Origin of the sequence: Mycobacterium sp. (genome assembly GCF_965277065.1) — a bacterium.
Classification (GTDB): Bacteria; Actinomycetota; Actinomycetes; order Mycobacteriales; family Mycobacteriaceae; genus Mycobacterium.
Window position 1 is genome coordinate 446602 of sequence record NZ_CBDIBT010000017.1, and the last position, 25132, is coordinate 471733.

General features: G+C 65.2%; 20 protein-coding genes and 5 pseudogenes. 16 read left to right on the forward strand and 9 right to left on the reverse strand.

All coding sequences use genetic code 11. The features are described 5' to 3' along the window. Nucleotides 1-64 precede the first annotated feature (64 nt). From ACQY5A_RS10635 to ACQY5A_RS10645, 3 genes and pseudogenes are all read left to right on the forward strand, one after another. A complete protein-coding gene (locus ACQY5A_RS10635) occupies nt 65-877 on the forward strand; it encodes an enoyl-CoA hydratase/isomerase family protein (RefSeq protein WP_428340317.1) in 813 nt (270 codons plus the stop codon). A 103-nt stretch (nt 878-980) separates the two neighbouring features. After that, nucleotides 981-1618, forward strand: a pseudogene (locus ACQY5A_RS10640) (DUF3000 domain-containing protein). Nucleotide 1619: 1 nt separating this feature from the next. Beyond that, complete coding sequence (locus tag ACQY5A_RS10645) at nt 1620-2903, forward strand: HRDC domain-containing protein (RefSeq protein WP_428340318.1); 1284 nt, start codon at nt 1620-1622, stop codon at nt 2901-2903. 62 nt (nt 2904-2965) lie between these two features. On the opposite strand, the gene dxs is transcribed toward ACQY5A_RS10645, so the two are convergent. Beyond that, a complete protein-coding gene (gene dxs / locus ACQY5A_RS10650) occupies nt 2966-4885 on the reverse strand; it encodes a 1-deoxy-D-xylulose-5-phosphate synthase (protein WP_428340319.1) in 1920 nt (639 codons plus the stop codon). A 350-nt stretch (nt 4886-5235) separates the two neighbouring features. Here dxs and ACQY5A_RS10655 point away from each other — a divergent pair. The 7 genes and pseudogenes from ACQY5A_RS10655 to ACQY5A_RS10685 form a co-directional block, all read left to right on the forward strand. Next, a pseudogene (locus tag ACQY5A_RS10655) lies at nt 5236-6544 on the forward strand (SLC13 family permease). 28 nt (nt 6545-6572) lie between these two features. Then, nucleotides 6573-7013: a CBS domain-containing protein gene (locus ACQY5A_RS10660; protein WP_428340320.1), complete on the forward strand. Its 441-nt coding sequence runs from the start codon at nt 6573-6575 to the stop codon at nt 7011-7013. 114 nt (nt 7014-7127) lie between these two features. Continuing rightward, nucleotides 7128-7574, forward strand: a complete 447-nt coding sequence (locus ACQY5A_RS10665; RefSeq protein WP_428340321.1) for a CBS domain-containing protein — start codon at nt 7128-7130, stop codon at nt 7572-7574. A 264-nt stretch (nt 7575-7838) separates the two neighbouring features. Continuing rightward, nucleotides 7839-9128, forward strand: a complete 1290-nt coding sequence (locus tag ACQY5A_RS10670) for an SLC13 family permease (RefSeq protein WP_428340481.1) — start codon at nt 7839-7841, stop codon at nt 9126-9128. 152 nt (nt 9129-9280) lie between these two features. Next, nucleotides 9281-9724, forward strand: a pseudogene (locus ACQY5A_RS10675) (CBS domain-containing protein); the annotation flags it as partial. A 45-nt stretch (nt 9725-9769) separates the two neighbouring features. Then, nucleotides 9770-11060: pseudogene (locus ACQY5A_RS10680) on the forward strand (SLC13 family permease). 665 nt (nt 11061-11725) lie between these two features. Further along, nucleotides 11726-13654, forward strand: a pseudogene (locus ACQY5A_RS10685) (APC family permease); the annotation flags it as partial. A 113-nt stretch (nt 13655-13767) separates the two neighbouring features. Here ACQY5A_RS10685 and ACQY5A_RS10690 read toward each other — a convergent pair. Together ACQY5A_RS10690 and ACQY5A_RS10695 are read right to left on the reverse strand one after the other, a co-directional pair. Beyond that, nucleotides 13768-14982 carry a class I SAM-dependent RNA methyltransferase gene (locus tag ACQY5A_RS10690; RefSeq protein ID WP_428340322.1) on the reverse strand — a complete coding sequence of 405 codons (1215 nt, stop codon included), beginning with the start codon at nt 14980-14982 and terminating at the stop codon, nt 13768-13770. After that, nucleotides 14979-16967, reverse strand: a complete 1989-nt coding sequence (locus tag ACQY5A_RS10695) for an APC family permease (RefSeq protein ID WP_428340323.1) — start codon at nt 16965-16967, stop codon at nt 14979-14981. Before ACQY5A_RS10695 ends, ACQY5A_RS10690 begins: the two co-directional genes overlap by 4 nt. A 107-nt stretch (nt 16968-17074) precedes the next feature. Between ACQY5A_RS10695 and ACQY5A_RS10700 the strand changes: the two genes are divergently transcribed. Further along, nucleotides 17075-17746, forward strand: coding sequence for a potassium channel family protein (locus ACQY5A_RS10700; protein WP_428340324.1), 672 nt, complete (start codon nt 17075-17077; stop codon nt 17744-17746). Continuing rightward, nucleotides 17743-18399, forward strand: coding sequence for a potassium channel family protein (locus ACQY5A_RS10705; protein WP_428340325.1), 657 nt, complete (start codon nt 17743-17745; stop codon nt 18397-18399). Before ACQY5A_RS10700 ends, ACQY5A_RS10705 begins: the two co-directional genes overlap by 4 nt. Here ACQY5A_RS10705 and ACQY5A_RS10710 read toward each other — a convergent pair. Then, a complete protein-coding gene (locus ACQY5A_RS10710; RefSeq protein ID WP_428340326.1) occupies nt 18356-19081 on the reverse strand; it encodes a DUF3159 domain-containing protein in 726 nt (241 codons plus the stop codon). The two genes, ACQY5A_RS10705 and ACQY5A_RS10710, sit on opposite strands and share 44 nt — an antisense overlap. A 10-nt stretch (nt 19082-19091) precedes the next feature. After that, nucleotides 19092-19460, reverse strand: a complete 369-nt coding sequence (locus tag ACQY5A_RS10715) for an OB-fold nucleic acid binding domain-containing protein (protein WP_428340327.1) — start codon at nt 19458-19460, stop codon at nt 19092-19094. Nucleotides 19461-19584: 124 nt separating this feature from the next. Between ACQY5A_RS10715 and ACQY5A_RS10720 the strand changes: the two genes are divergently transcribed. After that, nucleotides 19585-20295 carry an alpha/beta fold hydrolase gene (locus tag ACQY5A_RS10720; RefSeq protein WP_428340328.1) on the forward strand — a complete coding sequence of 237 codons (711 nt, stop codon included), beginning with the start codon at nt 19585-19587 and terminating at the stop codon, nt 20293-20295. A 50-nt stretch (nt 20296-20345) separates the two neighbouring features. On the opposite strand, the gene ACQY5A_RS10725 is transcribed toward ACQY5A_RS10720, so the two are convergent. Next, nucleotides 20346-21125, reverse strand: a complete 780-nt coding sequence (locus ACQY5A_RS10725; protein WP_428340329.1) for a DUF3710 domain-containing protein — start codon at nt 21123-21125, stop codon at nt 20346-20348. Further along, nucleotides 21125-21589 (reverse strand): dUTP diphosphatase, encoded by a 465-nt coding sequence (gene dut / locus ACQY5A_RS10730; RefSeq protein WP_428340330.1) that lies wholly within the window; start codon nt 21587-21589, stop codon nt 21125-21127. The genes ACQY5A_RS10725 and dut overlap by 1 nt, the downstream gene beginning before the upstream one ends. 25 nt (nt 21590-21614) lie before the next feature. Between dut and ACQY5A_RS10735 the strand changes: the two genes are divergently transcribed. Further along, nucleotides 21615-22091 (forward strand): DUF3093 domain-containing protein, encoded by a 477-nt coding sequence (locus tag ACQY5A_RS10735; RefSeq protein ID WP_428340331.1) that lies wholly within the window; start codon nt 21615-21617, stop codon nt 22089-22091. A 24-nt stretch (nt 22092-22115) separates the two neighbouring features. Here ACQY5A_RS10735 and ACQY5A_RS10740 read toward each other — a convergent pair whose 3' ends face one another. Further along, nucleotides 22116-22418: a DUF4193 domain-containing protein gene (locus ACQY5A_RS10740; RefSeq protein WP_067332485.1), complete on the reverse strand. Its 303-nt coding sequence runs from the start codon at nt 22416-22418 to the stop codon at nt 22116-22118. Nucleotides 22419-22580: 162 nt separating this feature from the next. Here ACQY5A_RS10740 and cei point away from each other — a divergent pair, with 162 nt between their 5' ends. Next, on the forward strand, nt 22581-23231 hold the full coding sequence (gene cei, locus ACQY5A_RS10745) for an envelope integrity protein Cei (protein ID WP_428340332.1): 651 nt from the start codon (nt 22581-22583) through the stop codon (nt 23229-23231). Nucleotides 23232-23235: 4 nt separating this feature from the next. Here the strand turns inward: cei and ACQY5A_RS10750 are convergent, their stop codons facing one another. After that, a complete protein-coding gene (locus tag ACQY5A_RS10750; RefSeq protein ID WP_428340333.1) occupies nt 23236-24111 on the reverse strand; it encodes an inositol monophosphatase family protein in 876 nt (291 codons plus the stop codon). A 152-nt stretch (nt 24112-24263) separates the two neighbouring features. Between ACQY5A_RS10750 and ppgK the strand changes: the two genes are divergently transcribed. Then, nucleotides 24264-25070 (forward strand): polyphosphate--glucose phosphotransferase, encoded by an 807-nt coding sequence (ppgK, locus tag ACQY5A_RS10755; protein WP_428340334.1) that lies wholly within the window; start codon nt 24264-24266, stop codon nt 25068-25070. Nucleotides 25071-25132 lie beyond the last annotated feature (62 nt).

Below are 25132 nucleotides of genomic sequence, written 5' to 3' on the forward strand. Positions count from 1 at the left end.
GGGGCCCGAGCCCTGCGTAATCTCGTCGTCGGTAGTAAGCGTGAGCCAGCCGTCAGGAGCCCGGATGCCAGTCGTCCACCCCGCAGTCAGCTATGACGAGTTCCCCAGCCTGCGAATCGAACGCGCTGAGCACGGCGTGCTGCATGTGATCCTCGACTCCCCCGGACTCAACTCCGTCGGGCCGCAGATGCACCGCGACCTGGCCGACATCTGGCCGGCCATCGGCCGCGACCCGGACGTGCGCGCGGTGCTGGTCCGCGGTGAAGGCAAAGCGTTCTCCTCCGGCGGCAGCTTCGACCTGATCGACGAGACCGTGGGTGCGTTCGACGACCGGATGCGGATCATGCGTGAGGCCCGCGACCTGGTGCTCAACATCGTCAACCTGGACAAGCCGGTCATCTCGGCGATTCACGGCGCTGCGGTGGGCGCGGGTCTGGTCGTCGCGCTGCTGGCCGATGTCTCGGTGGCCGGGCGCACCGCCAAGATCATCGACGGGCACACCAAGCTCGGCGTTGCCGCCGGTGACCACGCCGCCATCTGCTGGCCACTGCTGGTCGGAATGGCCAAAGCCAAGTACTACCTGCTCACCTGCGCGCCGCTGTCCGGCGAAGAAGCCGAACGCATCGGGCTGGTCTCGTTGTGCGTGGACGACGGCGAGGTGCTCGACACCGCCACCCGCATCGCGAATGAGCTCGCCCAAGGCGCGCAATCGGCGATCCGGTTCACCAAGCACAGCTTGAACCACTGGTACCGGATGGCCGCGCCAGCGTTCGAAACCTCGCTTGGCCTGGAGTTTTTGAGCTTCAGCGGTCCCGATGTGGGCGAGGGTCTGGCCGCTCACCGGGAGAAGCGGCCCGCGCGCTTCACCAGCGACTGAGGCGCCGTGACAATGCTGCAACCGTCCGCGGCCGCCCCACCCCCGCCGCCCAAACGGCGCGCCTGTGTCCGCGTGTCGCCGGAAAGGTCTACCGTCAAACGCTGTGAACCGCCAGCAACGCTGCGAAGCGGAGCGAAGCGAGGAGAAGGAGCGGCGCGTATGACAGCAGCCGAGCCGGTCCCGTTTCGCGAGGCCGTCGAGGCGATGAGCGGAGCCAGCGTCCGGCCGGAAATCGAGCTGGGCCCGATCCGCCCGCCGCAACGTCTCGCGCCGTACAGCTACGCACTCGGCGCCGAGGTCAAACGGCCCGAGGTCGACGTCGTCCCGGAACGGTCCGACGGTGACGCGTTCGGCCGACTGATCCTGCTCTACGACCCCGAGGGCGCCGACGCGTGGGACGGCACCATGCGCCTGGTCGCCTACATCCAGGCCGACCTGGATTCGAGCGAAGCCGTCGACCCGCTGCTGCCTGAGGTCGCGTGGAGTTGGCTGGGCGACGCACTGGACGCGCGCGCTGAGCAGGTGACCGCCCTGGGCGGCACGGTCACGGCCACCACCTCGGTGCGCTACGGCGACATCTCGGGACCGCCACGGGCCCATCAGCTGGAGCTGCGCGCGTCCTGGACCGCACTCACCACCGACATCGGTACCCATGTCGAGGCGTTCTGCGAGGTGCTCGAGCACGCCGCGGGATTGCCACCAGTCGGGGTGACAGATTTGGGCACCCGGTCGCGCGTTTGACATGGCCAGCGAGCCGATAGAAGAGCCCACCGACACGCCTGAGGCCGCCGAACCCGACGTCACGCCGTTGGTCTGTCCTGCCGATGGAGTGCCCGACCTGTCGACCACCACCGACGAGATCAAGGCCGCGGCATCGCGACTGGCCGGCGGCCATGGCCCGTTCGCGGTGGACGCCGAGCGGGCTTCGGGATTCCGCTACTCCAACCGCGCCTACCTGATTCAGATCCGGCGCGCCGGCGCCGGCACCGTGCTGATCGACCCGGTGAGCCACGGCGGCGACTCGGCGACCGTGCTGCGGCCGGTCGCCGACGTGCTGGCCGAAGACGAGTGGATTCTGCACGCGGCCGACCAGGACCTGCCGTGCCTGGCCGAGGTCGGGATGCGGCCACCGGCTCTGTACGACACCGAGCTGGCCGGGCGACTGGCCGGCTTCGACCGGGTCAACTTGGCGGCGATGACGCAACGCCTGCTCGGTGTGGGGTTGGCCAAAGGCCACGGCGCCGCTGACTGGTCGCGGCGTCCGCTGCCGGCCGCGTGGCTCAACTACGCGGCTCTCGACGTCGAGGTGCTCATCGATCTGCGCGAAGCGATCGCCGGAGTGTTGACCGAGCAAGGCAAAAGCGCTTGGGCCGCAGAGGAATTCGACTACCTTCGGGCCGTCGGCCAGTCCCCGCCGACGACCCGCCGGGATCGCTGGCGCCGCACCTCCGGCATCCACAAGGTGCGCAATCAGCGTGCCCTGGCCGCCGTTCGTGAGTTGTGGGCGGTACGAGACGAAATCGCCCAGCGACGCGACATCGCGCCGGGTCGGATCTTGCCCGACTCGGCGATCATCGAGGCCGCGACCGCCGACCCCAAGACTCTCGACGACTTGGTCGCGTTGCCGATCTTCGGCGGAAAGAGGCAGCGTCGCAGCGCCTCCACCTGGCTGGCAGCATTGCACGCCGCACGCGAAAAGCCCGCTCCCGCAGAGGAAGCCGAGCCGCCTAACGGCCCGCCGGCGCCGGCACGTTGGGCCCGCCGACGGCCGGAGGCCGCCGCGCGGCTCGATGCGGCCCGCTCAGCGCTGCGGGAGTTGTCGGAGCGAGTGACGGTGCCGACCGAAAACCTGGTGACGCCTGATCTGATCCGACGGCTGTGCTGGGATTGGGAAGGCGGAGCCGGTGACGTGGCAGTGGCGGTCGATGAGTTCCTCGCCGCCGGGCAGGCCCGCAACTGGCAACGCACGCTGACCGTCCCAGTGTTGGCCGTGGCGTTGCAGACCCCGCCAAGCGCCGACACGTAAGCCACTGCGGCGTTTCTCGGCGTGTCCTGGCAGAGGTTTACGTGTCGCGAAGCGTCCGGCGACTAGTCCAACTGCTCGGTGATCTCGGTCCCGGACTCGACGCCGTCGCGAGACAACGCCGCGATCCATCCGGTGATACGACGGGACACGTGCTGGTCGGTCAGGCCGGCATCGGCGAGCACCTCACCGCGCGATGCGTGATCGAAGAACTGTTGCGGCAGACCAAGATCGCGGCACGGGACGTCGATCTCGGCGGCCCGCAGGGCGGCTGACACGGCCGAGCCGATACCACCGGCCACGCCGTTGTCTTCCAGCGTCACCACCACCTTGTGCGCGACCGCCAGCTCCCCCAGCGCCGCCGACACCGGCAGTACCCACCGCGGGTCGACCACCGTCACGCCGATACCCTGGCCGCGCAGCCGGTCGGCCACCGCCAACGCCATCGACGCGAACGCGCCGACCGCCACCAGCAGCACGTCGGCGCCCAGACCATCGGCGGGTACCGCGAGCACGTCCACCCCGCCGTGCTGTTGCACCGCCGGAATATCTTCGCCGACATCGCCTTTCGGGAATCTGACCACGGTCGGCCCGTCGTCGACGGCCAGTGCCTCACCGAGTTCCTCACGCAACCGGGCGCCGTCTCGGGGTGCCGCTACCCGGATGCCCGGCACGATGCCCAACATCGACATGTCCCACATGCCGTTATGGCTGGCGCCGTCGCTGCCGGTGACACCGGCGCGGTCCAGCACGACGGTGACGGGCAGCTTGTGCAGCGCGACGTCCATCATGATCTGGTCGAACGCGCGGTTGAGGAAGGTCGCGTAAATCGCGACGACGGGATGCATCCCGCCCATGGCCAGCCCGGCCGCCGAGGTCATGGCGTGCTGCTCGGCAATTCCGACGTCAAACAACCTGTCCGGGAAGCGTGCTCCGAACGCGCTCAGACCGGTCGGCCCCGGCATCGCCGCGGTGATCGCGACAATGTCGCGACGCTTCGTCGCCGACTCGATCAGCGACTCGGAGAACATCGCTGTCCAACTCGGCCCGGGAACCTTGGTGGCGATCCCGGTCAGCGGATCGATCACCCCGCAGGAATGCATCTGGTCGGCCTCGTCGTCCTCGGCCGGGCCGTAGCCCCGGCCTTTCTGGGTGACGACATGCACCAGCACCGGGCCGTGGAACCCGCGCGCCCGGCGCAGCGCGGCCTCAACGGCGTGCTCGTCGTGGCCGTCGACCGGCCCCAGATACTTCAGCCCGAGGTCAGTGAACAGCAGTTGCGGCGAAAGTGCGTCCTTCACACCGGCTTTGATGCTGTGCATGAACTGGTAAGCCAGGTCGCCGAAGACCGGCATTCCGCGCACCGCGCTGCGGCCGCGCTCCAGCAGACTCTCGTAACCGGGCTGCAGTCGCAGCATGGCCAGATGGTTGGCCAGGCCGCCGAAGGTCGGCGCGTAGCTGCGGCCGTTGTCGTTGACGACGATCACCACCGGTCGGCGGGCCGCGGCGATGTTGTTCAACGCCTCCCAGCACATGCCGCCGGTGAGCGCGCCGTCGCCGACCACCGCGACCACGTGCCGATTACGATGCCCGGTCAGTTCGAAGGCCTTGGCCAGCCCGTCGGCATACGAGAGTGCGGCGCTCGCGTGGCTCGACTCGACCCAGTCGTGCTCGCTCTCCGAACGCGAGGGGTAGCCGGACAGCCCGTCCTTTTTGCGCAACGTCTCGAAGTCCGCGGCGCGGCCGGTCAGCATCTTGTGTACGTAGGCCTGGTGGCCGGTGTCGAAGATGATCGGATCGTGCGGTGAATCGAACACCCGGTGTAACGCCAGAGTCAACTCGACGACGCCGAGGTTCGGACCGAGGTGGCCGCCCGTCGCCGCGACTTTGTGAATCAGAAAGTTGCGGATCTCGGCGGCCAGATCGCGCAGTTCCGCCTGCGAGAGGTGCTGCAGATCGGCGGGCCCACGGATCTGTTCAAGCATCCAGCCAGTGTACGCAAAGCCGCCAACTTGGCGCGCGGACCAGCGCAGATACCGCGCTGGACACACCCCGTCTCGCTCAGAAACACCACAGATAAGCCTGCTAACGTACGCTGCGGTGTGCCGGGAAGCCTGGTCGGCGTTCTTTCGTGCTGTTCGGGTCTTCCTGCGATGACGGGCTATTCGGGAGAGCGGCATGGCTTGCACGGTCGGCGCGTCCGCGCTCAGCGGGCGGACGTCAGAGTTCAACGGCGCTGTCACGGCGGCACGCTCATTGGCTTCGGTGCTCATATCTTGAGGGCCTCCTACCTGCCCGTGCCGACCCATTCACACCCCCGCCGGCAGGGCCGCAGATGAGCAGCGCGCTGTTCCACTCCGTCTACGCGTCGGTCGTGTTCGTGGTCTGTTACGTGCTGATCACCACCGAGCGCTTCAACAAGACCAAAGTGGCGCTGGCCGGCGCGACGTTGATGTTCTTCCTGCCGCTGATCAGTTCCGACGAGACGTCTTTTACGCACGCGACACCGGAGTCAACTGGGACGTCCTGTTCCTGCTGCTCGGCATGATGATCATCGTCAGCGTGGTGCGCCAGACCGGCGCCTTCGAATACGTGGCGATCTGGTCTGCCAAGCGCGCCAAGGGATCTCCGTTACGGATCATGATCCTGCTGATCCTGGTCACGGCGCTCGGAACGGCCGTCCTGGACAACGTCACCACGGTGCTGTTGATCGCGCCGGTCACCCTGCTGGTGTGCGATCGCCTCGCGATCAACCCTGCGCCGTTTCTCGTCATCGAGGCGATCGCCGCCAACATCGCCGGCGCCGCGACCCTGGTCGGTGACCCGACCAGCATCATCATCGGCACCGGCGCCCACCTGAGCTTCATCGAATTCAGCGCCAACATGGCGCCGGCGGTGCTGCTCGTGCTTGTCGCACTGATCGCCATGCTGCCGCGGCTGTACCCGGGCTTCTTCGTCACCGATCCGGAGCGGGTCGCCGACGTCATGTCGCTGGACGAACGCGAAGCAATCCGCAACCCGAAGCTGCTGCTGCAGTGCGGGATCGTGCTGACGGTGGTGTTCGCCGGATTCGTTCTGCACCGGCAGATCCACATGGAGCCGTCCCTGGTGGCAATGGCCGGCGCCGGGATCCTGGTTGTGATCTCGGGTCTGGAACGCGAGTTCTATCTGGCCAGCGTCGAGTGGGAAACGCTGCTGTTCTTCGCGGGGCTGTTCGTCATGGTCGGGGCGCTGGTGAAGACCGGCGTCATCAACGAACTGGCGAAGGTGGCCAGCCACTACGCCCAGGGTGACGCCTGGAAGGCGACACTGCTGATCCTGATCATCTCCTTCACGCTCGGCAGCTTCATCAACAATGTTCCGTATGCGGCCGCGATGACACCGATCGTCGCGACATTCGCCGACTCCATCCCCGGGCACGCCGGCTCCGGCGTGCTGTGGTGGGCCCTGCTGCTGGGCACCGTGCTCGGCGGCAATCTCACCCCGGTCGGCGCCAGCGCCAACATCGTCGCGGTCGGGATCGCGAAACGCGCCGGCCATCCGGTCTCGTTCTGGGACTTCACCAAACGCGGAGCGGCAGTGACCGCCGTGTCATTTCGTTCCTGCTCTCGCTCGGCTACCTGTGGCTGCGCTACTTCGCCTAGCGGCGAGATTTGGTCGTATGGTGGCCTAGTGCGAGCAGAGGACCTCGACGAACAGTTTCTCATCGTGGACGTGGATTCCGACGCACTCGAGGCCGCCCGCATGATCGCCGAGCACAGCCTGCCGGGCCTCGTCGTGACCGACGCTTCCCAAAAGCCCTACGCGGTGTTGCTGGCTTCCGAGGTACTGCGCCTGATCCTGCCGCGATACGTGCAGGACGACGTGACGCTGGCCGGCGTCATGGGCGACGCACTCGCCGACTACGCCCAGAATTTGGCGGGCAGGACTGTCGGAGATGTGGTGCCCAAGCCCCCGACCAAACTTCCCTCGGTCGACGCGCGCGACGGCGTCATCAAGGTGGCCGCGGAGATGGCGCAGCAGCGCTGCCCGCTGATCTCCGTCACTAAGGACGGCAAGCTGCACGGCGTGATAACCGCGTCGCGTCTGCTGGCTGCCGCACTCAAATCCTGAGTCACATTTCCAGGCCGGAGCAGCAGGTTTTCGCCACCATTTCGAACGCAACCTGAGAAAGCCCTTACGCCCGTCCCATTAACCGTTTCCCCGCAGCAGACGTATTGTGTCGGTGTGCGGGCAGAGGATCTCGACGAGAAGTTTCCGGTAGTAAAAATCGACTCGAATGCGCTTGACGCAGTTCGTCTGCTCGCTGAGCATCGGCTGAACGGGCTGGTCGTCGTCACCGACACGTCCGAGACGCCGTTCGCGGTGCTTCCGGCATCCCAAGTCGTGCGCTTCATCGTTCCTGGCTACGTGCAGGACGACCCTGGACTAGCCAGCGTGGTCACCGAGTCGATGGCTGATCACGCAGCGGAGAAGTTGAGCGGCAAGACCATTCGCGACATGCTGCCCAAGCAACGCCAGCACATCCCGGTGGCTGAAGCCGACGACACCATCATCGAAGTGGCAGAGGTCATGGCGCGGCTACGAAGTCCGCTGGTCGCCGTGGTCAAAGACGGCAGGTTGCACGGCGTGATCACCGCGTCACGGTTGCTGGCCGCAGCCCTAAAAGAATAACCGGTCGTCTGCGGCCCGCGGCTACATCGACCGACGACATTCTAAGCGTCCCTGAGTTTCTCGTAACACCCTGCGGCAAATCCTTCGCGAGCTGACAGCGCTCTACGACGCTGCCCTGCCGGTAACGTGCGACCAGGCTCAGCTCAAGATCGGGCTGCCTTGTTATAGGCTGCACCCGTTCCGAAGACCTCGTGGAGGAGTCCCCGGTCGTGACCATCGAGGCCGAAGTAATGGAAGGTTGATCGAGCTTCGATGCCGGCGCTGATGACCTATTTCGCAATTGCGGTGTTCGTCGCCGCGTACGCGGCCATCATCAGCGAGCGTTTCAACAATGCCACGGTCGCACTGGTCGGCGCAGGCCTGATGATCCTCCTGCCCGTGATCGAGTCCCGCGACGTGTTTTACTCCCAGGCCAGCGGAATCGACTGGGACGTTATTTTTCTGATGCTGGGCATGATGATCATCGTCAGCGTCCTGCGCCAGACCGGGATCTTCGAATACGCCGCTATCTGGGCCGTCAAGCGCGCCAACGGTTCTCCCCTGCGGATCATGATTTTGCTTACGCTGATCATGGCACTCGCGTCGGCTGTGCTGCCCAATGTCGTCTCGGTCCTACTCATCGCCCCAGTCACCCTGCTGGTCTGCGACCGCTTGGCAATCAACCCGGTCCCGCTGCTGATGGCCGAAGTCTTCGCCTCGAACATCGGCGGTACCGCGACGCTGGTCGGCGACCCGCCCAACATCATCATCGGCGCACGTAAAGGCCTCTCGTTCAACGCTTTCCTATTCAACATGGCGCCGATCGTGATCATCATCATGCTCGTCTTTACGGCATTGCTGCCGCTGATGTTCCGCGGCCTCTCGACGGTGTCTCCCGAAAAGCTTGCTGACGTCATGGCAGTGGACGAACAGGAAGCTCTGCAGAACCGCCCGCTGCTGATCAAATCCGTTGCCGTCATGGTCGTGGTATTTGTGGGATTCATTGTCTCCGAGGCAATTCACCTTCAGCCGTCGTTGGTTGCACTATTGGGTGCAGGCGCTCTCATCCTCATCTCCGGGTTGGAACAGTCCGACTATTTGTCCAACGTCGAATGGGACACGCTGCTATTCATGGTCGGCCTATTCGTCATGGTGGGTGCGCTGTTCAAAACCGGCGTGATCAAAACGGTCGGCCAAATGGCTGCGGACGTCACCGGCGGCAATGTGCTGGTGACCACAATGCTGATCCTTGGTGTATCGATGTTGCTGTCCGGCATCATCGACAACGTCCCGTATGTCGCCACCATGACTCCGATCGTCAGCCATCTGGCGGCGGTCATTCCGGGTCAGGCGCACCACGATGTCATGTGGTGGTCGTTGGCGTTGGGCGGAGACCTCGGCGGCAACCTCACCGCCGTGGGGTCCAGTGCCAACATCGTGATGGTCGGAATCGCCCTGAAGTCGGGCAATCCCATCTCTTTTTGGCAATTTACTCGGAAGGGCGCACTGGTGACCGCGATGTCGACCGTTCTGTGCGCACTGTATTTATGGCTGCGCTATTTCGTTCTGAGCTGAACGCTCGACGCGATGACCGCTAAGAGCGCGTAAAGATTTCACCGCACCTGCGCACATCAGGGCCGGCGATCCATCGCAATAGCTGCGTCTTTCGACCGATCGGGACGGATGAGTCGTCAAGAAGCATGCATAGCCTGCTATAGGCTGCCTGCGTGCGCGCGGAGGAGTTCGTGGACGAGTTTCCGATCGTCGACATCGACTCTCCGGCACGCGACGCCGTTGAACTGCTCGCCGACCATCGGCTGACCGGACTGGTGGTCAACACGCACACCTCGAAAAAGCCGTATGCGGTGTTACCTGCCTCCCAAGTGGTCCGCTTCTTGGTGCCCGCCTACGTGCAAGACGACCCGGGACTGGCCAGAGTGCTGACCGAATCGATGGCCGATCATGCAGCGGACAAATTGAGCGGCAAGACAATCCGCGACCTGCTGCCCAAGAAGGCGCAGCACATTCCGGTCGTCGACGCCGAGGACACCATCATCGAGGTGGCCGAGGTCATGTCCCGCATGCACAGCCCGCTGGTGACCGTGGTCAAAAACGGCAAACTGCACGGGGTGATCACAGCATCGCGCCTCCTGGCCGAGGTCGTTGAAACAGAGACCGGGCATCCTGATGGAGCGGCGGCGGTGACAACGACGATCATGATGTACCTGGCCGTCGCCATCTTTGTCGGCCTCGTACGCCTTTATCATCAGCGAGCGCTTCAACAAAACCACCGTTGCGCTGATTGGCGCCGGATTGATGATCCTGCTGCCGGTGGTCGACTCGCCTGACGTCTTCTATTCGGCCGAGACCGGAATCGACTGGGACGTCATCTTTTTGATGCTCGGCATGATGATCATCGTCAGCATCCTGCGCCAGACCGGCGTCTTCGAATACGCTGCAATCGTGGCCGCGAAGCGCGCCAACGGCTCTCCGCTGCGCATCACGATCTTGCTGACACTGGTCATGGCGATGGCCTCGGCGCTGTTACCCAACGTCGTCTCGGTGCTGTTGATCGCCCCGGTCACGTTGCTGGTGTGCGACCGCCTGGCAATCAACCCGGTACCGATGCTGATGGCGGAGGTGTTCGCCTCCAACATCGGAGGCGCAGCGACGCTCGTCGGCGACCCGCCCAACATCATCATCGGCGCGCGCAAAGGCTTCTCATTCAACGCGTTCCTGTTCAACATGGCACCGATCGTGATCATCATCATGCTAGTTTTCGTCGCGATCACGCCACTGCTGTTCCGCGGCTTCTCCAGGGCCTCGCCTGAGCGGGTCGCAGACGTCATGGCACTAGAAGCGAGCGAGTTGCTCAAGGATCGCAGGCTGTTGATCCGCTGCGGCGCGGTCATGAGCGTGGTCTTCGTGGGATTCATCGTGTCCCCCACCATTCACATTCAGCCGTCGCTGGTGGCACTGCTGGGCGCCGGCGCCCTCATCATCATCTCGCAGATGGAGAAGTCCGACTACCTGGCCAACGTCGAATGGGACACGCTGCTGTTCATCGTCGGCCTGTTCATCATGGTCGGCGCCTTGCTCAAGACCGGCGTGATCAAGCATCTGGGCGAGTTGGCGGCCAACGCCACCGGGGGCAGTCCGCTGGTGACGACGATGCTCATCCTCGGCGTGTCCACTGTGGTGTCCGGGGTCATCGACAACGTCCCGTATGTGGCCACCATGACGCCGATCGTCACGCACCTGACCACCCTCATGCCCCACCAAGAGCACGGCAATGTGTTCTGGTGGTCGCTGGCGCTGGGCGGTGACCTGGGCGGCAACCTGACCGCAGTAGGGTCCAGCGCCAACATCGTAATGATCGGCATCGCCGTAAGGTCCGGCTACAACATCTCATTCTGGGAGTTCACCCGCAAGGGCGTCGTCATCACGACGATCTCCGCAGTGCTGTGCGGGCTCTATCTATGGCTACGGTATTTCGTCCTCGGCTAAGGCGGCGTCCGACAAATGCCGGCCACAATATACGGAATGAGTTCTGCCCATTTGGATTTCGTTCGCTGCGTCTTAACAGCATCTGATGGATATCTGAGTTGCGCGGCAAATCTCACGCAGTCTGGTGACCGCAAAGAATCCGTTAAGAAGGGTGCCTTTCTTACAGCTGAAGCCTAAGTTCGTACTGGATCCTCGACGCCGAGGACGTCATTTTTTGCCGGTACGAAGGCTTGTACTTCGAGCCACCTGGCCAGCTTCTTGAGTGGAGAACAAAGGCAGTGGCCACCTACATCCCGGTGACAGTGAGGATGTTAGCCGCAATGGGCTGGGTGCAAACGCTGGTCGAGACGGCGTGAACCTCGACGTTCTCATCGGCCTCGCGCTAGCGGGGACGTTCGCCTTATACCTGCTTGACCTGTTCGCGCGGGTGGAAATTCCGGACGGCGCCGCCGGCGACGAGAACCAGCGCCGCGAGGACCGACAACGGTGCCAGGATGCGCAATACCCGGCGGAAAGCGTTCGCGTGCAAGGCGCGCAGTACGGCCAGTACTACTCCATCAGTCAACTGGTTCCGATACGCGGCCAGGCACCAGATCAACCCCGAACCTTCCCCGCCGAATACCGCTAGCTCACTAAGGGACGGGACACATATGGCTGTGACAAACGTGACAGAACTGCCAGATGACCAGAAAATTTCGTCCACATTCGCCGACGCGTGGAAGCGGTTCTTTCTTGGCAAGCCGCTGATCAACGAACACCTGGAGAACGAGAGTTTATCGAATATCGTTGCGCTGGGCGCACTTTCGCCGGATGCGATCTCATCAACAGTCTACGGCCCCGAGCAGATCATGGTCGAACTACTGCCGGCTGCCGGGCTGGCCGCGTTTATCCTGGTGCTTCCGATCGCGGTCGTCATCCTACTGATTTTGGCGCTTGTGACCGCATCGTATCGGGAGGTCGTCATGGCCTACACACAACGGGGCGGCTCGTACGTAGTGGCGCGAAGTAATTTTGGGCCGCGCATCGCCCAGATCTCGTCGGCGGCACTATTGATCGACTACGTGGTGACCGTGGCTGTGCAATGCGCGTCGGGCACGTTCGCTGTCGTGTCGGCGGTACCTCGGCTGGGTCCCTACCACCTGGAGATCACCGTCGCGGCGTTACTGTTGATCTCTTTTGCCAACCTGCGCGGAATGAAAGAAGCGGGCCAGATATTCGCGGTCCCCGTTTACGCATTCATCGCGATGCTTACAGTGCTCATCGTGACCGGTGTCGTACGTGACATCTTCTGGGGCTTACCCAAATACGATTCCGAGCACATCGTCGGTGCGGTGCCCGTTCATCATGGCAGCGGGCTGATAATGGGCGCCACGGTCTTGATTTTGCTGCGCGCGTTCGCCAACGGCGGCACCTCGTTGACCGGTGTTGAGGCAATTGCTGACGCGGTTAACGTGTTTCGGCGGCCGCAGGGTCCCAACGCACGTCGCGTGCTGACCGCGATGGCCTGCATTCTCGGTTTCTTACTGGTCGGGGTCATCTACCTGGTACATGCGACCCATGCAACCCCCTATGTCGCCGAGTACCCGTCCATGCTGTCCGAGATCGGCCGCGCGGTCTTTGGCAACGGCTTAATCGGCAAAGTCATGTACGTCTTGCTGCAGACGGCAAGCGCAGCGATTTTGTTCTTTGGCGCTAACACCAGTTTCAACGGCTTCCCCGCGTTGACCAGTTTCGTCGCCGAGGACAGCTTCTTGCCTCGCCCGATGATGAAGCGGGGTCATCGGCTGGTGTTCTCCAACGCCATCCTCGTTCTCACTGCCCTTGCGGTGACATTGGTGATAGTGACTGGCGGATCAGTTGACGCGGTAGTGCCGCTATTCGCGATGGGCGTGTTCACCGGGTTCTCGATGGCTGGCTATGGCATGACCAAACACCATCTGACGCATCGTGATCCAGGCTGGCGGCATAAACTGGTAATCAACCTGTCCGCGGCGATCTTATCAACGACGGTAGTGGGGATCTTCGCGGTCGCGAAGTTCACCGAGGGCGCCTGGCTGGTCGTCGTGGTCTTCCCGATCCTGGTGGTGGGCTTGATGCGGCTCAATCGCCAATACCGCGCCGAAAGTTCAGTTTTGGAGATGTCACGCACCGAGCCGACCGAGTTCGACAAGCATGACCGGCACCGAGTGTGTGTATTCATAGATCACATCGACCTCGCGACGATCGAGACTCTGCACTATGCAACCCAGCTGCACGCGGAGCAGCTGATCGCGGTTCATTTTTCGATCGATGAGGCACATGCCAAGCGACTGCAACAACGGTGGGAGCACTTCGAGGAGCAGATTCCGCTGCTGATACTCCCGTGCCCAGATCGCCATCTGAGTGAGGCTGGACAAAAGCTTGTCATACAGCAAATTCACGACCACGCCGGCAGCAAGGTGACTGTGCTACTGCCGCGCCGTACCTACACGCCCCTTACAGGTCGGCTGCTGCATGACCGCACCGCTGATAAATTGGCGACCGTGATCAGCCGGATCCCGGATGCGACCGCACAAATCTTGGTCTACGACGTCCGATCTCGGATCGCGCGAGCGGCCGGCGGCAAGAACGCGTCCCGCACCGAACACTGAATCAGCTGCTTCGCCACCAATCGAGTCGCACAGCGTGACGCTGGCCAAAATTCGGGTGGGCCACTTGGGTAAAGCCGTCACCGCGTGAGCAGTGCGACGCACTCGATGTGATGGGTCAGCGGGAACGAGTCGAATACCGAGAGCTTGCAGACGGCGTAACCGTGACGCTGGTACAGTCCGATGTCACGGGCGAATGATGCTGCCTCGCAACCGATGTGAACGATCCGCGGGACCTCCGCCGCGGCCAGCAGGTCGATCACCTCACGTCCGGCGCCCCCCCGCGGTGGATCCAGCACCGCCACGTCCGCGCTGGCCCGCTGCGCCGTCAACGCCCGCCGGACCGAATCACTGATGACCCGCACCTGCGCACGATCGGCCAGGGTTGCGCGCGCCGCCCGTGACGCCGCCCGCGCGCTGTCGACGCTGACCACCTGCCCGGACTCCCCTACCAAGTCGGCCAGGACCGCCGCGAAAAGTCCTGCGCCCCCGTAGAGATCCCACGCGGTCATGCCGTGCTCGGATCCAGCCCAGTCGGCCACCAGATCGCTGTAGGTCCGTGCCGCGTCCCGGTGCGCCTGCCAGAAGCCCGTCACCGGCACCTGCCAGCTGTATCGCCCAGCCCGCTGCACACCAACATGGCTGCCCTCGACCACATCGGTCGCATTGCGCCGGCCGATGCGCACCGTGCGTGCCACATGCCGATGGCCGTCATCGTCGAGCACGACGTGCAGGTGGGCGCCCGGCGGCCATGTCGTGTCGGTCAGTCCGTCGGTCATTCCCGCCGGCAGCTGACCGCAGTTCAGATCGGCGACCAGATCATCGCTGCGGTACCGGTGAAAACCTGGGTGACCGTCGGGTCCGACATCGAGCCGGATCCGCGTCCGCCAGCCGGTCGAGCCGGTGGGCGACAGCGCCTGGACCTCGCCGCTCCACTGGTAATTACCCAGGCGCGCAAGCTGATTGGATACTACATCGGCTTTCAGGGCGCGCGCCGCGACCGGGTGGACGAAGGCGAGGTCGCAGCACCCGGCGCCGTCGATGCCGGCGATCGGGCACAGCGAATCGGCGCGGTCATCGGACGGTTCGATCACCTCGATGGTCTCGGCGTGCCAGTACGACCCGCGGTCGGCGGTGACGCGCACCCGTACCTGCTCGCCGGGCAACGCGTAGCGGACGAACACCACCCGGCCGTCGTGACGCGCCACGCAGCTGCCGCCGTTCGCCGGCGCACCGACGGTCAGGGTCAGCTCTTGAAGGGGTGGTGATGGCACCGCTGTGGTTTCCGAGGTCAATCGAATATCCCTCTACGCGCATCGCCGGGAGCCGCATGCGGTTGCATCGTCTTGACCCGCTCCGACGAATTGAGTTGCCAGGGAACCGATGTCACCATTACTCCCGGCATGAACAGCAGCCGGCCTTTCAGCCGTAACGCGCTCTGATTATGCAGCACCTGCTCCCACCAGTGGCCGACCACGTATTCCGGGAGGAAGACTGTCACCACGGTGCGCGGCGACTCCTTGCTGACGCGCTTCACGTAATCCAGTATCGGACGGGTGATTTCGCGGTATGGGGAAGCGATCACTTTCAACGGCACGTTGAGTTTGCTGTCCTCCCAGCGGCGGACCAGCTTACGAGTGTCGGGGTCGTCGACGCTCACCGTGATCGCTTCCAGCACATCCGGCCTCGTCGCTCGCGCGTAGGCCAGCGCGCGCAGCGTGGGCAGGTGCAACTTCGACACCAGCACGATCGCGTGATTACGGCTAGGTAACACGACCTCGTGGTCGGCGTGCTGATCGATTTCCCGGCTGACCGTGTCGTAGTGCTTGCGGATCAGCTTCATCAGTACGAACAGCAATGTCATGGCGACCACGGCGATCCACGCGCCGGCCAGGAATTTGGTGACCATGACGACGAGAAGCACCGCGCCGGTGGCCACGAATCCGATCGTGTTGACGATCCGGGAGCGGATCATCGTCCGTCGGACCGCGGGATCGGTTTCGTTGCGCAACAACCGAGTCCAGTGCCGAACCATGCCGATTTGGCTCAGGGTGAACGAAATGAACACCCCGACGATGTAGAGCTGAATCAGCGCGGTGACTTGCGCGCGGAAGGCGATGATCGCCGCGAGGGCCGCCAGCGCCAGGAACACGATTCCGTTGGAGAACGCCAACCGGTCGCCACGGGTGTGCAACTGCCGGGGCAGGTAACTGTCCTGTGCCAGCACCGAGCCGAGCACCGGAAAACCGTTGAAGGCGGTGTTGGCCGCCAACACCAGGATGAGTGCGGTCACGACGGCGATCAGCAGGAAACCGATGTGGAAGCTGCCGAAGACGGCCTGCGCGATCTGGGTGACCAGGGTCTTCTGTTGATAGTCGCGCGGAACCCCGGTGAGTTGGGCGACAGGGTTATCGACGATCTGAACGCCAGTTTCCTTGGCCAGCAGGATGATGCCCATCAACAAGCTGACCGCGATCGTGCCGAGTAGCAGCAGCGTCGTTGCCGCGTTGCGTGACTTGGGCTTTTGAAACGCCGGCACCCCGTTGCTGATCGCCTCGACACCGGTCAGCGCCGCACACCCCGACGAGAACGACCGTGCCACCAGGAACGCCAACGCAAAGCCGGTGACGGAACCGTTCTCGGCGTGCATGACAAACCCGGCGGATTCGGCGCGCAGCGGATCGCCCAGCACGTAGATCCGGAACAGCCCCCACCCGAGCATGAGGCCCACCCCGACGATGAACGCATAGGTCGGAATGGCAAACGCCACACCGGATTCGCGAATTCCGCGCAGGTTCAGCGCCATCACGAGCAGGATCGCACCGACGCAGAACAGCACCTTGTGAGCCGCCACGAACGGGATCGCGGAGCCGATATTCGACATCGCCGATGCCGTCGAAACCGCTACCGTGAGAACGTAATCCACCATCAGAGCGCTGGCCACGGTCAGGCCGGCGTTGGAACCGAGGTTAGTGGTGACCACTTCGTAATCGCCGCCGCCGGACGGGTAGGCATGCACGTTCTGCCGGTAACTGGCCACCACGACCAGCATCACCGCCGCCACCGCGACACCAATCCACGGCGACAGCGAATACGCCGCCAGGCCCGCCACCGAGAGCATCAGAAAGACCTCTTCGGGGGCGTATGCGACCGACGAGAGCGCATCGGAGGCGAACACCGGCAAGGCGATCCGCTTGGGCAGCAGCGTGTGGCTCAGCCGGTCGCTGCGAAACGGCTGACCCAGGACCAGTCGCCGCGCCGCAGTCGAAAGTTTGGACACGAGTGCCAAGAGTAAGCGCAACCGTGCCTGCCGGTACGGTTCCCTAGACCAGAATGTCTCCCAAACCGGCTGGCCACTGCGGCTGACCGGGCCGAGAGGACGCATGCGTGCGAGTCGTTGTGATGGGCTGCGGCCGGGTGGGATCGTCGGTCGCCGACGGCCTGTTCCGGATCGGTCACGAGGTCGCGGTGATCGACAGCGACGCCGCGGCGTTCAGCCGGCTGAGTCCCGAGTTCGGCGGTGAACGCGTGCTCGGTCTGGGATTCGACCGAGATGTACTCCTGAAGGCCGGCATCGAGGGTGCCGACGCGTTCGCCGCGGTGTCCTCCGGCGACAACTCCAACATCATCTCGGCCAGACTGGCCCGAGAAACCTTCGGTGTGCGCCGGGTGGTCGCGCGCATCTATGACGCCAAGCGCGCCGAAGTCTATGAACGTCTCGGCATTCCCACGATTGCCACCGTGCCGTGGACCACCGATCGACTACTGCACGCGCTGACCCGCGAGAGCGAGACCGCCAAGTGGCGGGACCCGACCGGGACCGTCGCGGTCGTCGAGGTGGTGTTGCACGAAGACTGGGTGGGCCGGCTGGCGACGGATCTGGAGTCCGCGACGGGAGCGCGGGTGGCGTTTCTGATCCGGTTCGGTACCGGAGTGCTCCCGGAATCGAAGACGGTCATCCAATCCGGAGACCAGGTCTACATCGCCGCGATCTCCGGACACGCGGCCGAGGCGCTGGCCATCGCGGCGCTGTCGCCGAGCGAGGACGCCGACTCATGAAGGTCGCTATCGCCGGCGCCGGCGCGGTCGGCCGTTCGGTGGCCCGCGAGCTGATCGACAACAAGCACGACGTGACACTGATCGAGCGGAAGACCGAACACGTCGACGAGGAGGCCATTCCGGCCGCGCACTGGCGCCTGGGCGACGCGTGCGAGGTGAGCGTGCTGGAGGCGATGCAGCTGCACGAGTTCGACGTGGTGGTGGCCGCCACCGGCGACGACAAGGCCAACGTGGTGCTCAGCCTGCTGGCCAAAACCGAGTTCGCGGTGCCCCGGGTGGTGGCCAGGGTCAACGATCCCCGCAACGAGTGGCTGTTCACCGACGCGTGGGGCGTCGACGTGGCGGTGTCCACCCCGCGGATGCTGGCGTCGTTGATCGAGGAAGCCGTGGCGGTCGGAGATTTGGTCCGGCTGATGGAATTCCGGAAGGGTCAGGCCAACCTGGTCGAGATCACCCTGCCGGACAACACACCCTGGGGTGGCAAGCCGGTGCGCAAGCTGCAACTGCCGCGCGACGTTGCGCTGGTGACGATTCTGCGCGGGCCCCGGGTGATCGTGCCGCAAGACGACGAGCCGCTGGAAGGCGGCGACGAGCTGTTGTTCGTCGCGGTCACCGAGGCGGAAGAGGAACTGCGCCAGCATCTGCTGCCGTGACAGCGTCCCCCGCCACGCCGTCCAGTGCGCGCTGTGCCGCCCTGATCGCCAGGAAGGTCACCAGCGCCGCCAGCGCGGCCAGCGGCCAGCCCATCGCGATCCGGGCCACCACCAGCCAGCCTTCGTGGTTGGTGTCATAGAGCACCCGCTGCACCACGAAGCGGGCGGCGAACACCACCACCCAGGTGAGCGTGGCGACGTCGAATGCGTACACCGCGCGACGCACGCGGCGCCAGCCGCGGTCGTGGCCGTGCAGCCAGCTCCAGATGTAGCCGACGACCGGCCGGCGGATCACGATCGACACCGCGAACACCGCCGCGTACAACAGTGACGTCCAGATGCCCAGCAGGAAGTAGCCTTTGGACTCGCCCAGCAGGTAGGCGATCAACACGCAGACGCCGACACCGATCAGCCCGGACACGGCCGGCTGCACCGACTCGCGGCGGACCAGGCGCCACAGCAGGATCAGCGTGGCGACGCCCAGGGCGGCACCGGATGCCGCCGGTAGGCCCAGCAGCCGCGAGGTGCCGACGAAGACCAGCACCGGCAGCGACGAGTAGACGATCCCCGCAACGCCGCCCAATTGCGCCATCATCTTCTCGGCCGGAGTGCGGCCGTCAGCAATCTTCAATTCGCCGTCGGCGGCGTCAGCCGCGTCGCCGGCGTCAGTCGCACGGTTCACCTGACGAGCCTCACCGCTGAATCTCGTAGTGCGGGTTGTAGATTGCTTTGCTGCCGTTCTCCAGCTTGCCGAGCCGGCCCTGCACACGCAGCGTCCGGCCTGATTCGATACCGGCAATCTTGCGCTGTCCCAACCACACCAGCTCGATCGTGTCGGTGCCGTCGAAGAGCTCGGCGCGAACGCCGTCGGCGCAGCCTTTGCCGTTGCAGTCGACGCTGCGCAACGTTCCGACCACGGTGACCTCCTGGCCGCGCTGGCAGTCGATGGCCCGCTGGGCACCGGTCGTCGCTGCCTCGTCGGACAGTTCCTCGGCGTCACGCTGCTCGGGGTCCTCCGTCAACCGACGTGTCAGCCGGCGCAGATAACCTCCTGCCGCCATGGCTTCTCCTGAGCGTTCTCATTGCTGCACATCGGGCCGGGTGACACCGATCCTGACATTCCAACGGACACCGTAGACCGAATGGTTCCCCAATGCCACGCGGCGCCCGGGCAGTATCGAGGGGGTGATCATCGACCTTCGCGGCGTCCGCGCCGTCGTACTGCCGGGCACGGGGTCGGACGACAGCTACATCATGCGGGCATTCGACGGTCCGCTGCGCGAGGCCGGCGCGCTGTTGATTGCACCGCGGCCGCAACCGACCCGGTTGATCGCCGGCTATCTGGACGACCTGGACGCGGCCGCGCGCGGCGGACCTATCGTGGTCGGTGGCGTGTCGATCGGCGCCGCGGTGGCCGTGGCCTGGGCGTTGCGGCATCCCGAGCAGACCGTCGCTGTGCTGGCCGCGTTGCCGGCCTGGACGGGCGCCCCCAACGGTGCGACAGCCGCGATCGCGGCAGAGCACTCCGCACGACAACTACGCGACGACGGAATCGAGGAGACGACGGCGCAGATGCGCGCGTCGAGTCCGGCGTGGCTGGCCGAGGAATTGGCCCGGTCGTGGCTCGGCCAGTGGCCGGATCTGCCCGATGCTATGGAGCAAGCCGCGACCTACGTGGCGCCGACTCGTGCGGAACTCCAGCGGCTGACACCGCCGCTCGGTGTCGCCGCGGCCGTCGACGACCCGATTCATCCGGTCGAGGTCGGTCGTCAGTGGGCGTGCGCAGCGCCGCGTGCGGCGCTGCGCACCGTCATGCTAGATCAGATCGGCGCGGACCCCGCCGCGCTGGGCGCCGCCTGTCTGGCGGCGCTGCAAGCAATTCGGCGACCGAGCTAGCGCGAGCGACCCGCTGCGCCCGGCTCCGCCGCGCTTGCGAGCCGGGTGGGCTAGCCGCCGGTGCCGCGCAGTTGCTGCATCGCCGACCCCGAGGCGCTGCGACGCTCGGGCTCGGGCGGCTCTTCGTCGCCGACGGCATCGGCGTCCGGCGTCGCGGCCGGTTGCCCCGCAGCGGCACCCTGAGCGGCGGCGGCCTCACGAAGTTGCGTTGCCATCGGCTCCGGCAGTTCCACGGGCAGCGGAGTGCGAACCGGTAGCGGCGTGTCGCCGCGTCGAATCACCGTGTCCGATAACGCAGTTAGCGCCTCTTCGGTCAGCGCGCCGATACCCTCGATCGAGCCGTTCACCACGCAACGGATCATCCAGCGGTAGCCGTCGACCCCGATGAACCGCACCACGCCGGTTGCGGTGCCGACAACTTCACGGCCCCAGCGGCCGTCTTCAATGGCCACCGATGCGCCGTCGTTGCGCAGCGACTCGGCAAGCTCACCGGCCACCTCGCGCCACAACCCACCGGTCTTGGGCGCGGCGTAGGCGGCGATGGTGAAGCGACCGTTGGCTGTCACCACCCACACCGCACTCGGGACGCCGACTTCGGTCAGCTCCACCTGCAACTGCGCCGCCTCAGGCAACGGCACCAGCACCGAACCGAGGTCGAGGCGGCCCTCTGTGACGACTGCCGAGTCGTCGAAATCCTCGATGTCGAAGGGGCCATCCAGATCGTCGGCTGCCGAGGATTCGGCGGCGGTTTCCAGGCTTCGGCCGCTACCCACTGCTTCCGCCTCGTCGACTGGCTGCTGGTCTTTGGGTTTACGCCTACCGAATGCCATCACAAGCTCGCATGTCCGCCAGAGGAACCGTGGCCGCCATCGCCACGGGAGGTATCGGCCATTCCGGCCTGGTCGAACGACGACACCTCAACCAGGTCGACCAACTCGACGCGCTGCACCAGCAGCTGCGCGATGCGGTCGCCGCGGGTGATCATGATCGGCGTCGCGGGGTCGAGATTGATCAATGAGATCTTGATCTCACCACGGTAACCCGCATCGATGGTGCCGGGGCTGTTGACGATCGAAAGTCCCACCCGCGCAGCCAATCCGGATCGCGGGTGCACCAGACCCACCATTCCGACCGGGATGGCCACCGCGATCCCCGTCCGCACCAGTGCCCGGTGTCCGGGCGCCAGCTCGACGTCTTCGGCACTGTAGAGGTCCACGCCGGCATCGCCGTGATGGGCCCGGACGGGCAGCGGGAGCCCAGGGTCGAGACGAACAACCGCCAGACTGGTGGACACGGAGGCAGAGATTACCCTTGGCCGGGTGTCAGAGACGCCAGTCACGCCGCAAAGTGCGCGGTATCGCGAACGTTTGTGGGTGCCCTGGTGGTGGTGGCCATTGGGTTTCGGGTTCGCGGCGCTGATTTCGGTCGAAGTCAACATGGGCGTGCCGAGCGTGCCCGACTGGCTGCTGTTTGCGGTCTTGTTCGTCGTAGCGGCCGGGACGCTGCTGTGGCTGGGCCGCCACGAGGTTCGGGTCACCTCGCAGGACGGCGCGGTCGAGCTGTGGGCCGGCGAGGCGCATCTTCCGACCAGCGTCATCGTCCGCTCCGCGGAGATCCCTCGTTCGGCCAAATCCGCTGCGCTGGGACGTCAATTCGACCCGGCCGCCTTCGTCCTACACCGCGGCTGGGTTGGCCCCATGGTCCTGGTTGTGCTGGACGACGCAGACGACCCGACCCCGTACTGGCTGGTGAGTACCCGCCACCCCGAGCGGGTTCTGTCGGCTTTACGCAGTTAGTCGGCGGCGGCCCGACGATCAAAGTCAGGCCGCGCAGTCCGTACAAATCATGACGCCGCCCTTTTCGCTGGCCAGTCGGCTGCGGTGCTGCACCAGGAAGCAGCTCGAGCAGGTGAACTCGTCGGCCTGCTTCGGAATCACGCGGACGGACAACTCTTCACCGGACAAGTCGGCGCCGGGCAACTCGAAGGATTCGGCAGACTCTGACTCGTCGACGTCAACCACCGCCGACGCCGCCTCGTTTCGCCGTGCCTTGAGTTCCTCGAGGGAGTCCTCTGAAACGTCGTCGGTTTCGGTACGCCTTGGGGCGTCATAATCAGTAGCCATGTCTGTCCCCTCTTTACCCCGCAAGCAAAGGTTTGTACCAGCGTCGAACGCATCCGCAAAACGATTCGTGCCCATATCGCTGGGTGTTCGAGTGTGAATTACGTCACATCAGCGATTTAGCCGCACTACCTCGCGCTAAACATCGCGCCTTAGAGTGCGTACGTGGTCGCTCAAATCACCGAAGGTACAGCGTTCGACAAGCACGGTCGCCCATTCCGCCGTCGCAACGCCCGGCCAGCCGTCGCCGCGCTGGTGGTCCTGCTGGTGGCAAGCGCCGTGGTGTGGTCGATCGCACTCACCCGTCCGGCCGAAGTGCACGAGGCGACGGTGTGCAATCCGCCGCCGGAGCAGCCGGATCCGGCTCAGCCGCACCTGGGCAGCGCGGTGTCGCGCAGCACGATGGTCAACGTCGCACCGGCCAAACTGGCCGACGCCAAAGTCCGCGTTCTCAACGCGAGCGGACGCGGGGGCCAGGCCGCCGACGTCTCCGGTGCGCTGCGTGATCTGGGATTCGCGCAGCCGACCGCAGCCAACGACCCCGTCTACGCCAAAACTCGGCTGAACTGCCAGGGCCAGATACGATTCGGCGAAGCCGGGCAGGCCGGCGCCGCCGCGGTCTGGTTGGTCGCACCCTGCGCCGAGCTGTACCGCGACGACCGCAGCGACGACTCTGTCGACCTGGCGATCGGCACCGAATTCGGCGCGCTGTCCCACAGCGACGACATCGCTGCGGTACTGGCCGGCCTACGCCCGGGCAACGCCGAACCGGCCGATCCCGCGCTGCTGGCGAAAATTCACGCCGGCAACTGCTGACCAGTCAGCCCGGAATCGGCGCCAAGCCGTCGTATCGGCCTAGTGCAGCGAGCAGCTGATCAGCGATGCCGGGCGCCGCAGCGACCACCAGGGCCGCGTGGCGCTCCGGGTCCCCCGGCGCGGGCAGCAGCACCCGTGCGCCGGCCTCGGCGGCGACGAGGGCTCCTGCCGCGGAGTCCCACACATGCAGACCGTGCTCGTAGTAGGCGTCAAGCCGGCCTGCCGCGACCATGCACAAATCCAGTGCGGCAGAGCCCATTCGGCGCACATCCCGGACGCTCGGCAAGACTTTCGACACCAGCTCCGCCTGCACGCTGCGGCGTCGATGGGAGTAGGCGAAACCGGTGCCCACCAATGCCCGCGACAGGTCGTCGACAGCGCTGCACCGCAGGCGGCGGGTGCCCTCGGCGTCAGTGACGTGGGCGCCCAAGCCCACCGCGGCCGAGTACCGCCGCCCGCCGACCACATCGGCGACCGCGCCGGCCACCGAGACGCCGTCGACCTGCGCTCCTATAGACACCGCATACGCCGGAATCCCGTAGACAAAGTTCACCGTGCCGTCGATGGGATCGAGCACCCAGGTGACCGCACCCGGCACCCGGCTCGCCGGATCGGTCGGTCCACCGATTTCCTCGCCGAGGATGGCGTCGCCAGACCGCAAGTGCGCCAACCGATCACGCAGCAGCCGCTCGGTCTCGGTGTCGACGATCGTGACCGGGTCGGTCGGGGTCGTCTTGGATTGCACTGCGTCATCACGGTCGGCGCCCGCATCGGCACCGAAGACCTCGGCACGTCGTCGCCGGACGAATGCGGCGGCTTCATCGGCCAGTCCCTCGGCTACCGCGCGAAGCTGCGCCGGCTGGTTCTCAGGTGTGCTCACCGACTCATCGCATCACAGGTGACTCAGGTGACAAAGGACCTGTCAACGTGGCGACAAAGGACCCGTCAACGTCCGGCCAACGCGCCAACAACCGTCCGGGCACGCATTAGGGTTTGCTTGGTCGACGCCCAACGTCTCGCCGAGGAGATTCGATGACCACTGCCGACTCGCCACGCTCCGCACCGACGAGCGGAGGAACCGTGACGCCGGCGAGGCGCGGTTTCGGCATCGACGTCGGCGGCAGCGGCATCAAGGGCGGCATCGTCGACCTCGACACCGGTGAACTGGTGGGCGACCGCTACAAGCTGCCGACACCCCAGCCGGCCACTCCGTCGGCAGTGGCCAAGACGATCGGCGAGGTGGTCGGTCAATTCGGCTGGACCGGCCCGCTCGGCGTGACGTACCCCGGCGTTGTCACCAACGGCATCGTGCGGACCGCCGCCAACGTCGACAAGAAGTGGATCGGCACCAACGCCCGCGAGATCATCAGCGCCGGATTGAACGGCCAGCAAGTCGTCGTGCTCAACGATGCCGACGCCGCCGGTCTTGCCGAGGAGCGCTACGGCGCGGGCAAGGACACCAACGGCGTGGTTGTGCTCCTCACATTCGGCACCGGAATCGGATCGGCGGTCATCCACAACGGAATTTTGCTGCCCAACACCGAATTCGGACATCTAGAGGTGGGGGGCAAGGAAGCCGAACACCGCGCCGCCTCCTCGGTCCGCGACCGAAAGGGCTGGAGCTTCGAGAAATGGGCTAAGCAGGTGACGAGGGTACTGGTCGCCATCGAGAACGCGATGTGCCCTGAGTTGTTCATCGCCGGCGGCGGAATCAGCCGAAAGGCCGACAAATGGGTGCCATTGTTGAAAAACCACACCCCGGTGGTAGCCGCCGCCCTACAGAATTCCGCCGGTATCGTCGGCGCCGCGATGGCCGCGACGCGCGACGTGACGCACTGATTTACCCGCTCTGGCGAGGGTATGGCCGCGCTGTCGTTACAATGGTCACCGGCAGCCGCCGA

Excerpts from the sequence above, each read along its gene's own strand:
- ACQY5A_RS10635 (WP_428340317.1), top strand. The coding sequence starts at position 65 with ATGCCAGTCGTCCACCCCGCAGTCAGCTATGACGAGTTCCCCAGCCTG.
- ACQY5A_RS10645 (WP_428340318.1), top strand. The coding sequence starts at position 1,620 with ATGGCCAGCGAGCCGATAGAAGAGCCCACCGACACGCCTGAGGCCGCC.
- dxs (WP_428340319.1), bottom strand. The coding sequence starts at position 4,885 with ATGCTTGAACAGATCCGTGGGCCCGCCGATCTGCAGCACCTCTCGCAG.
- ACQY5A_RS10670 (WP_428340481.1), top strand. The coding sequence starts at position 7,839 with ATGACCTATTTCGCAATTGCGGTGTTCGTCGCCGCGTACGCGGCCATC.
- ACQY5A_RS10705 (WP_428340325.1), top strand. The coding sequence starts at position 17,743 with ATGAAGGTCGCTATCGCCGGCGCCGGCGCGGTCGGCCGTTCGGTGGCC.
- ACQY5A_RS10715 (WP_428340327.1), bottom strand. The coding sequence starts at position 19,460 with ATGGCGGCAGGAGGTTATCTGCGCCGGCTGACACGTCGGTTGACGGAG.
- ACQY5A_RS10725 (WP_428340329.1), bottom strand. The coding sequence starts at position 21,125 with ATGGCATTCGGTAGGCGTAAACCCAAAGACCAGCAGCCAGTCGACGAG.
- ACQY5A_RS10740 (WP_067332485.1), bottom strand. The coding sequence starts at position 22,418 with ATGGCTACTGATTATGACGCCCCAAGGCGTACCGAAACCGACGACGTT.
- ppgK (WP_428340334.1), top strand. The coding sequence starts at position 24,264 with ATGACCACTGCCGACTCGCCACGCTCCGCACCGACGAGCGGAGGAACC.